The organism is Gryllotalpicola sp., assembly GCF_027352875.1.
In the GTDB taxonomy this organism is placed as follows: domain Bacteria; phylum Actinomycetota; class Actinomycetes; order Actinomycetales; family Microbacteriaceae; genus Gryllotalpicola.
Window position 1 is genome coordinate 1 of sequence record NZ_DAIEII010000034.1, and the last position, 11,523, is coordinate 11,523.

The window sequence follows — 11,523 nt, forward strand, 5'->3', positions numbered from 1 at the left end:
CCCCAAACAAAAGTCCCGGAACCCTAGGGATTCCGGGACTTTCTTCGTTGCGGGGACAGGATTTGAACCTGCGACCTCTGGGTTATGAGCCCAGCGAGCTACCGAGCTGCTCCACCCCGCGGCACAAGGATCAACTCTAGCATGGGTGGCATGCCCGAGATCGCCGTCGCCGTCGCCCAGTTCGCCCCCGGCGCCGATGTCGACGCGAACATCGAGGCGATCCGCGATCTCACCGAGGCCGCCGTCGCACGGGGCGCGCAGCTCGTCGTCTTCCCGGAATACTCGTCGTTCTTCGTCGACCCCGTCGGGGCCGCGTTCCTCGATGCGGCGGAGCCGCTCGACGGGCCGTTCACGACCGCGCTCGCCGCGGTCGCGGACGAGGTGGATGTCACGGTCGTCGCCGGGCTCGCGGAATCCGGCAGCACCCCCGGACGCTTCGCCAACACGGTCGTCGCGGTGCAGCCCGGGGCCGGCATCGTCGCCGCCTACCGCAAGCAGCACCTCTACGACGCGTTCGGCGCCCACGAGTCGGAATGGGTCGAGCCGGGCGCACTGGACGAGCCGCAGCTCTTCGACGTCGGCGGCGTGACGATCGGGCTGCAGACCTGCTACGACCTGCGGTTCCCCGAGATCACCCGCCGCATCGTCGACGCCGGCGCCGAGCTCGTGCTCGTGCCCTCGGAGTGGGTCGCCGGTCCGCTCAAGGACTTCCACTGGCGCACCCTCATCGCCGCCCGCGCCATCGAGAACACGGTCTACGTCGCCGCGGCCGACCACGTGCCGCCGGTCGGCGTCGGCGCAAGCATGATCGTCGACCCCATGGGCGTGGCGCTCGCCGAGCTCGAGGACGAGCCGGACATCGCCCTCGCGCACGTCTCGACCGAGGTGCTCGCGCAGGTGCGCGCCACGAACCCGTCGCTGAAGCTCAGGCGCTACGGGGTCGTGCCGCTGCAGTAGACGGCGTCGACGTCGGATGAGCTCGCGTCCGACGGGATGATCCAGCCCGGTCAGCGCCGGTCCGAAGTCGAGTGCGGCTATCGGGCGAGCGCGGCGAGCTGGTTCGCGGCGCGGCCCAGCACCTCGGTGCGCTTGCAGAAGGCGAAGCGCACCAGCGAGGCGACGTCGGCCCGGTGCTCGGGCGTGTAGAACGCGGCGAGCGGCACGGCGACGACGCCCGCCAGGCGCGGCAGCTCGCGGCACAGCTCGACGGCATCCGCATACCCCAGCGGCGCGGCATCCGCGACGAGGTAGTACGAGCCGTGCGAGTCGAACATCTCGAACCCGGCGTCGGCCAGCCCGGCCGAGAGCAGGTCCTTCTTGGCGCGAAGGGTCGCGGCCAGCCCGGAGAAGTAGGCGTCGGGCATCTCGAGCCCGTGCGCGATCGCGGGCTGGAACGGCGCACCGCCCGCGAAGGTGAGGAACTGCTTGACGGCGAGCACCGCCGTGATGAGCGCGGCCGGCGCAGTGACCCAGCCGATCTTCCAGCCGGTCAGCGAGAACGTCTTGCCGCCGGAGGAGATCGTCACCGTGCGGTCCCACGCGCCGGGCAGCGTCGCGATCGGCGTGTGCGGGCGGTCGAACACCAGGTGCTCGTACACCTCGTCGGTGACGATGATCGCGTCGTGCCGTTCGGCGAGGGCCACGATCTCGGCGAGCACCTCGCGGGAGAACACTGCGCCGGTCGGGTTGTGCGGAGTGTTGACGAGGATGACGCGGGTGCGGTCGCTCACGGCGGCGCGCAGGTCCTCGAGCGAGGGCTCGAACGACGGCGCGCGGAGCGGCACCGTGACGTGCCGCGCCCCGGCCAGGGCGATGATCGCCCCGTAGGCGTCGTAGAACGGTTCGAAGGTGACGACCTCGTCGCCGGCGGAGACGAGTGCGAGCAGCGCCGCCGCGATCGCCTCGGTGGCCCCCGCGGTGACGAGCACCTCGCGGTCGGGGTCGACGTCGAGACCGTAGAAGTGCTTCTGGTGCCGGGCGATCGCCTCGCGCAGCACCGGCATCCCGAGCACGGGGGGGTACTGGTTCACGCCATCGGCGATCGCCTGCCGGGCGATCTCGAGCAGCTCGCCGGGGCCGTCCTCGTCGGGAAAGCCCTGGCTGAGGTTGATCGCCCCCGTGCGGACCGCGAGTGCGCTCATCTCTGCGAAAATCGTTGTGGCGACGCTGCCGTCCGCGGCGAGCAGGCCTGCCCCTCGCGCGGCGGCGAGCCACGGGCCGTCGATGATCATGCTGTCCAAACTACCGGCTGCTCTGGCGGATGCTCTGAGCAGCGTCATAAGAAACGAACAGGATTCCGGGGGAAGCTGTAGCCATGACAAACACCTCGAACCCCCTCGAGCCGGAGACCCCCGCCGACGGCACCGAGCCGGCAGCGGCGGCCGCCCCCGAGACCAGGTCTGAGACCGCGGCCGACGGCGTCGCGGCGTCCGCGGCAGAGCCGGCGGCGACACCTGCCGAGTCCGAGGCGGCCGCCGAAACGCCGGCCGCCGAGCCCGTTGCCGCTGCGGTCGCGGCGGAGCCCGTGTCACCGACTCAGCCGCTGCCCCCGCAACCGCGCTACGGCCAGTACGCCGATACCCAGCACGCGCAGCAGGCCCCGCATCCGGGGCAGTCGGGGCAGCCGTACGGCCAGTACTCCGGCCAGCAGCACCCGTACGGCCAGCAGCCGAACCCCGCCTTCGTCACCCCGCGCCCGGAGCGCAGGCCCTTCGCGCAGCGGCCCCTCTTCCTCGCCGGCACGGCCGCGCTCGTCGGTGCGCTCATCGGCGGCGGCATCGCCGGCGGCGTAGTGGCCGCGGTCCACCCGTCCTACGTCGGCACCTCCGGTTCGAGCACGAGCGGCGCCTCCACCATCACGGTGAACAACCCCTCGGATGCGACCCAGATCACCGCCGTCGCGGCGGCCGCGAGCGCGAGCGTCGTCACCATCAACGTGACCTCCACCTCGGCGTCGGGCACCGGATCGGGCGTCATCCTCAGCCCCGACGGCTACGTGCTCACCAACACGCACGTCGTCACGCTCGACGGCGCGGTCGCCGGGGCGACGATCCAGGTCGAGACGAGCGACGGCAGGCTCTACCGGGCGACCGTCGTCGGCACCGACCCGACCGACGACCTCGCCGTCATCAAGCTGACGGGCGCGAGCGGGCTGAAGCCCATCGTGTTCGCCGACTCGTCGAAGCTCAACGTGGGCCAGCAGGTGATCGCCATCGGTGCACCGCTCGGCCTGTCGGGCACCGTGACCAACGGCATCGTCAGCGCGCTCAACCGCAGCATCCAGATCGCCTCGTCGGCCGCCCCGACCGGCGGCGACCAGCAGCAGAACAACCGCACGAGCCCGTTCAACTTCTTCGACTTCGGCTCGCCGTTCGGCGGCAACGGACCGGGCGGCTCCCCAAGCCCGGGCGGAGCACCGACCCCGAACTCGTCCATCTCACTGCCCGTGATCCAGACGGATGCCGCGATCAACCCGGGGAACTCGGGCGGCGCGCTGCTCAACACTTCAGGCCAGCTCGTCGGCATCAACGTCGCGATCGCCTCGACGGGCACGACGGCCACGGCCGATCAGTCCGGCTCGATCGGCGTCGGCTTCGCCATCCCGTCGAACGTCGCCCAGCGCATCGCGCAGGAGCTCGAGTCGAGCGGGAAGGCCACGCACGGTCTGCTCGGCGCGACCGTGTACGACGCGGCCTCGCAGTCGGGTGCGACGACCGTGGGCGCCGAACTGCAGGGCGTGACCTCGGGTGGCGCGGCGGACAAGGCGGGTCTCAAGGCGGGTGACGTCATCACCAACTTCGACGGCCTGCCGGTCTCGAGCGCGACCGACCTCACCGCGCTGGTGCGCGCGTCGGCAGGCGGCGCGAGCGCGACCGTGACCTATGTCCGGGGCGGCCAGGCGCACGATGTGACGCTGACGCTGGGCACCTACAGCTCGTAGCCCCGGCATCCCCACGCGGACAACGAAGTTCGGGCCCTCTCCCGCCGCGGGAAGGGGCCCGAACTTCGTTGTCGAGGCCGGTTACCGGCGGGCGCCGCTGTGTCAGCCGATGCCGAAGGCCTCGCGCGAGGAGTGGATCACGCGCCGGCCCATGAGATTGTTGCCGATGCCGCCGACCAGCGCGCCGACGCCGTAGGGGAGGGCCCGGCCCAGGATGGTCGCGCCCTCGCGGGCGGCCAGGCGCTTCACGACGGTGTTCTTGAGCCGCCCCAGGAGGGGCAGCACGACCGCCTGCGGGATGCCGGTGGCGATGAGCTCAGCCCAGTAGCCGGTGCGGGTGGCGTCCTTATCGACGAGTTCGCGACCGAACTCTCGCACGATCGCGGACCCCTCGCTGCCGAGCAGCAGGGCGAGCACGAAAGCGCGGGCGCGGTCGGGGTCGTCGACGGTGAGGCCGTAGAGCTCGGCGACGGATTGCGCGAACAGCGCCGTCGCCTCGAGGAAGGCGACCGTCTCAGCGCCCGACAGCGCGAGCGCGCTCACGGTGCCGACGGCGGGGAGCACCGCGACGGCACCGGCGGCCGCGCCCGTCGCGGTGACGACGGCGAGGTAGCGGCGCTCGAGGAGGGCGACGATCTCCGCGTTCTCGGCGAGGGGGTGCTTCGTCATCTGGTTGCTGAGGTGGGCGAGCACGGCAGGCCGCTGCGCGGCCATGACGCGATCGAGCACCCCGTCGATCGTGTCGGGGATGACGGCGGCGCGCAGCCTGCCGCCGCGCGCCTTCTCGACGAAGGAACGGCTGATGGGTTTGCGTCCGCGCGGCATGCGGCCAGTGTAAGCAGTGCGGCCGGGAAATCGCCGTCGCCACCAGCGGGAATGGCATACATGCGTGGCGCAGTCATGCCCTGGGCATCCGTCGCAGCAGGCGGAACCGTGGATGCATGCCCGCCTCCCGCAAGTCCGAAGCGCCGTCGAAGGCCACGATCGAGCTGGGCCGGCGCATCCAGGAGGAACGACGCGAACTGCACGCCACCCAGGTGCAGATCGCAGAGGCCGCAGGCATGGACGTCTCGACCATCCGCCGCCTCGAGCACGGCGAGAACCAGGTCAGCCTGCACAGTCTCATCGCGCTCGCCGATGCGCTCGGCATCGACACCGCCGACCTCACCCGCGGCATGAGCATCGACCTGCTGCCGCAGCGCGACGACACCACCTCCGCGCATCCCACGCTCTCCGAGCTCAAGCGCACGCGCGACCTGCGCCGGCGGGTTCGGGGCCAGCGGGGCGCCGGCTAGCAGGCGACCCGCCAGAGGTGCTCCGTGCCGTCCTCGCGCAGCCAGCGCACGATGAGGGCGGCGGCTGCCGCGAGAGTTAGGCGCGGGGGCCCGACAATCCCTGCTCAGGCCTGTGGAAACTCGCCCGCCGCCTCGAGCAGCCCGGGGATCTCCGCGGCGCTGCCGAGGATGTGGGTGTGCGGATGGCGCGCGAGATCGTCCGCCGTGTACGCGCCCGTCGTCACGCCGACGACGTACCGCACGCCCGCGGCCGTCCCCGCGCCGAGGTCGTTGGCGGTGTCGCCCGCGGAGAGCACCTGCGCCGGGTCGGCGATGCCCGTCGCGGCCATCGTGGCCAGGATGAGGTCGGGCGCCGGCCTCGAGTGCGCGACCTGGTCGCTCGTCACCAGGGCGTCGACATCGTCTCCGACCGCCCAGCCGACGACCTGGAGCAGGGGCTCCGCGACGTCGCGCGAGTAGCCCGTCTGCAGCGCAACCTTGACGCCGCGCGCGCGCAGCTCGGCGACGGCCTCGCGCACCCCGGGGAAGAGCGTCGGCGGCTCGGCCGCGTAGGCGGCCTGCAGGCTCGCCTTGAAATCGTCGAAGACGGCATCCGCCCTGGTCCCGTCCTCGCCGAGCGCTTCCAGCAGGCCGCGCACCGCCGCGTGCTTGCTCGTGCCGCTCCACTTGGCGAGTTCGGCGGCGGGGATCTGCATCCCGGTCGCCTCCTCGACGGTCGACTTGAGGATGCGGTACACCGTGCCCTCCTCGGCGATCGTGGTGCCGGCCATGTCGAGGGTGACGAGCGCGATAGTCATGCCACTAGCATGGTCCGGACCAGGTGGGCGCGGCGTCCCCGTCGCGAGGTCTTCACCCGAGTTCACGGCGATTTCACCTCGATGTCGCGAAATCGAACGCTTGGAGAACACCGGATGAATGCTGCCCGGAATCGGCGTCCCGGCCCCGGCGGACCCGCGAAAGTACCGATGTGACCACCGCCGCGCCCACCGACCGATACGACCTCGCCGTCGTCGGTGCGGGCATCGTCGGCCTGGCGCACGCCTGGCATGCCGCGCGCGGCGGCCTCCGGGTCGTCGTCCTCGAGCGCGACGAGTTCGCCGCCGGCGCGAGCATCCGCAACTTCGGGCACATCTGCACGACCGCGCAGAACGGCACCGCCCTCGACTACGCGCTGCGCGCCCGCAGCGAATGGCTGACGCTCGGTGCTGCGGCAGGATTTCCCGTCGCCGAGGCCGGTACCGTCGTCGTCGCCCGCACCTCGGCCGAACTCGCCGTGCTCGAGGAGTTCGCCCCGCAGCGCGACGGCCACGTCGCCCTCCTCACCGCCGCCGAGGTGGCCGAGCGCGCCGGCTTCGACGCCCCCGACGCCGTCGGCGGGGCGCACTTCGCCCTCGACCTCAGGCTCAACTCGCCCAGCGCCGTGCCCGCGCTCACCGCACACCTCGAGACCCTCGGCGTCGAATTCCGCTTCGGCGTCAACGTGCAGCGCGTCGAACCGGGCATCGTCCTCACCAGCTCCGGCGAGATCGTCGCCGAGCGCACCGTCGTGTGCGTCGGTCACGATGTCGACCGCTTCTTCCCCGAGCTGGCGAGCGCGGTCGGAATCCGCCGCTGCCGGCTGCGGATGATGGAGATCGACGCCCCCGGCGGCATCCAGGTCGCGCCCGGCATCCTCACCGGCACGTCGCTGCTGCGCTACGACGGGCCCGCCTCGACCGGCGCTGCCGAGGCGCTGCGCGCCGAGGTCGCCGAGACGGCGCCCGAGCTCGTCGAGAACGCCGTGAACCTCATGTTCACGCAGCGCCCGCACGGCTCGCTCGTCATCGGCGACACGCACCACTACGGCATCACCGAGTCGCCCTTCGAGGACGAGGCCGTCGACGAGCTGCTGCTGCGCGAGTTCAGCCGGCTCCTCGGGGCCGACTCGCTCCGCGTGCGCCGCCGCTGGCGCGGCATCTACGCCTCCAGCGCGGCGCAGGACTTCCTCGTCGAGCAGCCCGTTCCCGGCGTCTCGGTCGTGTCCGTCACGACCGGCATCGGGATGACCTGCGCGCTCGGCCTCGCGGCGACGACCCTCGCCCTCGCGGCCGCCTGAACCTACCCGACCCGTATCTCCCCCACCAAGAAACCCGTTCCTGAAGGAGCACACATGATGAACACCACCCGCCGCGTCGCGACGGGCGTCGCGATGGCTGCGGCCGTCGCGGCCGTCCTCGCGGGCTGCTCGAGCAGCCCGTCGTCGTCGAGCCCGTCGACCGGCGCCGCCGGCACGACCTCGTCGACCGCCTGCACCACCCTCACCACCGCACAGGCGCAGGTCGCCACCAGTGCGGCCGACTTCGGCGGCCTCGACTGCCTGGTCGCGGCGGCCAACGCCGAGGGCAAGCTCAACGTCATCACCCTGCCGCCGTCGTGGGCCAACTACGGCAAGATCATCCAGGGCTTCGAGGCGAAGTACCCGCAGATCAAGATCAACTCGGAGAACCCGGACGGCTCGTCGCAGGACGAGGCCGACGCGGCCCACAACGACAAGGGCCAGTCGACCGCGCCTGACGTGTTCGACATCGGCACGACCGTGCTCGACAAGAACCTCGACATCGTGACGCCCTACAAGGTCCAGAACTGGGCCGACATCCCCGCCGACTTCAAGGATGCCGATGGCAAGTGGTACTACGACTACACCGGCCTCATGTCGATCGGTTACGACTCGTCGAAGATCAAGACCGCCCCGACGTCGCTCAAGGACCTGCTCGGGTCGGCGTACAAGAACGCGGTCGCCATCAAGATGTCGCCGGTCAAGGCGAACGAGGCCCTCATGGCCGTCGTCCTCGCCGCGCTCGACAACGGCGGCTCGGGTGACAAGCTGCAGCCGGGCGTCGACTGGTTCAAGAGCCTCAAAACCGCCGGCAACTACATCCCCACCGTCGCCTCGCAGGCGACCGTGAACTCGGGCGAGACCCCGGTCGTGCTGCAGTGGTCGTACAACAACCTCGCCTGGGGTGACGCCGCGCAGGGCGGCAACCCGAACTTCAAGACGGTCATCCCGTCCGGCGCGGCTGTCGGCTCCTACTACAACCAGGCCGTGGCATCCGGCGCCGCCAACCCGGCGGCCGCACGCCTCTGGGAGGAGTACCTCTACACCCCCACGGTGCAGAACCTCTTCCTCGCCGCAGGCGCCTTCCCCGCCACGCTCGACGCGATGACGAAGGCCGGCACCGTCGACAAGGCCGCTCTCGCTGCCGCCGGCGGCGCTCCGAGCAAGATCACCCTCCTCACCGCCGACCAGGCGGCTGCGGCCGGCACGTTCATCACGACGGCCTGGCCGGCCGCGATGGGTCAGTAAATACCGTGACCGCATGACTGTCGCGTCCACCGCGGCAGCCGATCGGCCCGCCGGCGCCGGGGCTTCCAAGCCCCGGCGCCGCGTGGCTGGCTGGCTGGGTTTCGCGCCCTTCGCCGCATACACCCTGGTCTTCATGGCCATCCCCACCCTGCTCGCGATCTGGAGCGGGCTCACCACCGAGGACGGCTCGTTCACCCTCGCGAACTTTGCCGCGTTCACCGACCAGTCGGTGCTCAAGGCCTTCCTCAACTCGGTGCTGCTGTCGGCGGCCGTCGCCGTCGCCGCGGCCATCATCGGCGCCGTCCTCTGCGTCGCGCTCCTCGCCGCCAAGCCCGACGGGCTGCTCCGCGTCATCGTCGACGCGGCGAGCTCGGTGCTGGCCCAGTTCGGCGGCGTGATGCTCGCCTTCGCGTTCATCGCCACCATGGGCAGCGCGGGCGTGCTCACACTCTGGCTCAGGGACACCTTCGGCTTCGACCTCAACTCGCTCGCCCCGGATCCCACGGCGGGGCCGCTACTCTACCAGGTCGCCGGGCTGTTCTTCCCGTACCTCTACTTCTCGATCCCGCTCATGGTCATCGTCTTCATGCCCGCGGTCGAGGGCCTGCGTCCGCAGTGGGGCGAGGCGGTCGCCACCCTCGGCGGCAGCCGCCTCCGGTACTGGCGGCATGTGGCGTTCCCCGTGCTCGCGCCGTCGTTCTTCGGGGCGACGATCCTGCTCTTCGCGAGCGCGTTCTCGTCGTTCGCCACCGCCGCGGCGCTCACCAACGCCGGCATCCTCATCCCCGTCGTCATGCAGCAGGACCTCGGCAGCGAGACCGTCTCCGGCATCGCCCACATCCCGGGCGTGCTGGCCATCGGCATGGTCGTCATCATGGGCCTCGTCATGTGGGCGTACTCCGCCCTGCAGCGCCGCGCGGCGAGGTGGCAGCGATGAGCCGCGGATCCCGCCCGGCGCGCGTCGGCGCGACACTGGGCAAGACCCTGTCCACGGTGATCCTCGTCATCGCCGGGCTGGCCTTCGCCTACCCGCTCTATGCGCTCGGCGCCTTCGCGTTCCAGCCCGTCGGCCAGCATTCCGGATTCACGCTCGACCACCTCGCGGCGCTCGGCGACCCGGTGCGCGGCTACCAGTACCGGCAGCTCTGGGAGGGCATCCAGAACTCCGTCGTCATCGCGCTGGTGACCGTGGCGCTCATGCTCGTCTTCCTGCTGCCGGCGATGATCCTCGCCGAGCTGCGCTACCGCCGGCTGCGCCAGCTCATCGAGTTCGTCTGCCTGCTGCCGATCTCGATCCCGACCGTCGTCCTCGCGGTCGGCTTCGTGCCGGTGTACCAGCAGGTCTGGAAGATTACCGGCTCGGTCGCGTGGATCCTCGCGTTCGCGATCGGCATCATCGTGCTGCCCTACGCCTTCCGCCCGATCCAGGCGAACATCTCCGGCGTCGACGTCGTCACCCTCAGCGAGGCGTCCCGATCGCTCGGCGCGGGCTGGTTCCGCACGGTGTGGTCGGTGATCCTGCCGAACCTCAGGCGCGGGATGCTGTCCGCCGCGCTCCTCACCGTCTCGGTCGTCCTCGGCGAGTACACGATCGCTTCGTTCCTGCAGCAGAACACGTTCCAGACCGGGCTCGCACTGCTGCAGCACGCCGACCCCTACGTCGCGTCGACATTCGCGCTCGCCGCTCTGATCTTCGTCTTCCTCATCCTCGCGCTGATCGGAGCCGCAGGCTCGCTCGGCCGCAACCGAAAGGCACCCCGATGACCGACGCCATCGACACGCCGCCCACCGGCCCGCTCGTAATCAAAGGCACGCCGGTGCAGCTCATCGACGTCGTCAAGGACTTCGCCGGCCACCGCGCGCTCGGCGGGGTGGACCTCAGCGTCAACCCGGGCGAGTTCGTCTCGCTGCTCGGCCCGTCGGGATGCGGCAAGACGACCGCGCTCAGGGTGATCTCGGGTCTCGAGACGATCTCGAGCGGCCGCATCCTCATCGACGAGAAGGACGTCGCGCACGTGCCCGTCAACCGTCGCGACATCGGCATGGTGTTCCAGTCGTATTCGCTGTTCCCGCACATGACGGTGCGCCAGAACGTCGAGTTCGGTCTGCGGATGCGCCACGTCGACCGCGCGCGCCGCGTGTTCCGGGCCGACGAGGCGCTCGACATGGTGGGGCTCTCCGAACTCGCCGGGCGCTATGCCCACCAGCTCTCCGGCGGACAGCAGCAGCGCGTCGCCCTCGCCCGCGCGCTCGTCACCCGCCCGCGCGTCCTGCTGCTCGACGAGCCGCTGTCGGCGCTCGACGCGAAGGTGCGGGTGACGCTGCGCGACGAGATCCGCAGGATCCAGCGCGAGCTCGGCATCACGACGATCTTCGTCACCCACGACCAGGAGGAAGCGCTCGCCGTGTCCGACCGCGTCGCCGTCATGAGCGACGGCAACATCGAGCAGATCGGCACCCCAGAGGAGCTCTACCTCAATCCCAAGTCGGCCTTCGTCGCCGACTTCGTGGGCATCTCGAACAAGCTGCCCGGCACCGTCTCGGGCACGGTCGTCAACGTCTACGGCCAGCACCTGCCGATCCTCGGCACCGCACAGCCCGGCGAGGTCACCGTGTACGTGCGCCCCGAGGACATCACGTTCGCCACCGAGGGCCTCCCGGCGACCGTGGTGTCGTCGAGCTTCCTCGGGTCGCTGCGTCGCACCTACGTGACGCTCGCGGACGGCACGCTCGTCGCCGTGCAGCACGACGTCATCGACCAGCCGGTGCGCGACGACGAGGTCCGCCTGCGCTTCAAGGGTCGTCCCACCATCGTCACTGCGCGCGGTTGATACGGTGACCCTGTGAGCGACGAGTCGCCCCAGGGAGAGCCTCCAGAGCAGCCGGCGAAGCCGGCCCGCTCGCGGACGCCGCGGGCCGCTCCCGCCGCCGCCGCCCGGGGCGAC

At 71.0% G+C, this 11,523-nt stretch carries 11 protein-coding genes and 1 tRNA gene; 8 read left to right on the top strand and 4 right to left on the bottom strand.

Annotation, left to right across the window (positions count from 1 at the left end; all coding sequences use genetic code 11):
- Nucleotides 1-47: 47 nt before the first annotated feature.
- Nucleotides 48-121: transfer RNA gene (locus tag M7D61_RS04295), tRNA-Met, on the bottom strand.
- A gap of 20 nt (nt 122-141) precedes the next feature.
- On the opposite strand from M7D61_RS04295, the gene M7D61_RS04300 reads away from it, so the two are divergent.
- Nucleotides 142-957: a carbon-nitrogen hydrolase family protein gene (locus tag M7D61_RS04300; RefSeq protein ID WP_298227955.1), complete on the top strand. Its 816-nt coding sequence runs from the start codon at nt 142-144 to the stop codon at nt 955-957.
- Nucleotides 958-1,034: 77 nt separating this feature from the next.
- Here the strand turns inward: M7D61_RS04300 and M7D61_RS04305 are convergent, their stop codons facing one another.
- The gene (locus M7D61_RS04305) at nt 1,035-2,231 is read right to left on the bottom strand and encodes a pyridoxal phosphate-dependent aminotransferase (protein ID WP_298227957.1); all 1,197 of its coding nucleotides are present in this window, start codon (nt 2,229-2,231) and stop codon (nt 1,035-1,037) included.
- An 83-nt stretch (nt 2,232-2,314) separates the two neighbouring features.
- Here M7D61_RS04305 and M7D61_RS04310 point away from each other — a divergent pair, with 83 nt between their 5' ends.
- Nucleotides 2,315-3,940 (top strand): trypsin-like peptidase domain-containing protein, encoded by a 1,626-nt coding sequence (locus M7D61_RS04310; RefSeq protein WP_298227959.1) that lies wholly within the window; start codon nt 2,315-2,317, stop codon nt 3,938-3,940.
- Nucleotides 3,941-4,042: 102 nt separating this feature from the next.
- Here the strand turns inward: M7D61_RS04310 and M7D61_RS04315 are convergent, their stop codons facing one another.
- Nucleotides 4,043-4,765 carry a hypothetical protein gene (locus M7D61_RS04315; protein WP_298227960.1) on the bottom strand — a complete coding sequence of 241 codons (723 nt, stop codon included), beginning with the start codon at nt 4,763-4,765 and terminating at the stop codon, nt 4,043-4,045.
- Between the two features lie 116 nt (nt 4,766-4,881).
- Between M7D61_RS04315 and M7D61_RS04320 the strand changes: the two genes are divergently transcribed.
- Entirely contained in the window at nt 4,882-5,235 is a 354-nt protein-coding gene (locus M7D61_RS04320) for a helix-turn-helix transcriptional regulator (protein WP_298227962.1), read from the top strand.
- A 104-nt stretch (nt 5,236-5,339) separates the two neighbouring features.
- On the opposite strand, the gene M7D61_RS04325 is transcribed toward M7D61_RS04320, so the two are convergent.
- Nucleotides 5,340-6,032, bottom strand: a complete 693-nt coding sequence (locus tag M7D61_RS04325) for a phosphonatase-like hydrolase (protein ID WP_298227964.1) — start codon at nt 6,030-6,032, stop codon at nt 5,340-5,342.
- A gap of 170 nt (nt 6,033-6,202) precedes the next feature.
- Here M7D61_RS04325 and M7D61_RS04330 point away from each other — a divergent pair, with 170 nt between their 5' ends.
- The 5 genes from M7D61_RS04330 to M7D61_RS04350 are packed head-to-tail and all read left to right on the top strand — an operon-like array spanning nt 6,203 to nt 11,409.
- Nucleotides 6,203-7,330 (top strand): TIGR03364 family FAD-dependent oxidoreductase, encoded by a 1,128-nt coding sequence (locus tag M7D61_RS04330; protein WP_298227966.1) that lies wholly within the window; start codon nt 6,203-6,205, stop codon nt 7,328-7,330.
- A gap of 54 nt (nt 7,331-7,384) precedes the next feature.
- Nucleotides 7,385-8,578, top strand: coding sequence for an ABC transporter substrate-binding protein (locus M7D61_RS04335; RefSeq protein WP_298227968.1), 1,194 nt, complete (start codon nt 7,385-7,387; stop codon nt 8,576-8,578).
- A 13-nt stretch (nt 8,579-8,591) separates the two neighbouring features.
- On the top strand, nt 8,592-9,515 hold the full coding sequence (locus M7D61_RS04340; protein WP_298227970.1) for an ABC transporter permease: 924 nt from the start codon (nt 8,592-8,594) through the stop codon (nt 9,513-9,515).
- Entirely contained in the window at nt 9,512-10,342 is an 831-nt protein-coding gene (locus M7D61_RS04345; protein ID WP_298227972.1) for an ABC transporter permease subunit, read from the top strand. Before M7D61_RS04340 ends, M7D61_RS04345 begins: the two co-directional genes overlap by 4 nt.
- Nucleotides 10,339-11,409 carry an ABC transporter ATP-binding protein gene (locus tag M7D61_RS04350; protein ID WP_298227974.1) on the top strand — a complete coding sequence of 357 codons (1,071 nt, stop codon included), beginning with the start codon at nt 10,339-10,341 and terminating at the stop codon, nt 11,407-11,409. Before M7D61_RS04345 ends, M7D61_RS04350 begins: the two co-directional genes overlap by 4 nt.
- Nucleotides 11,410-11,523 lie beyond the last annotated feature (114 nt).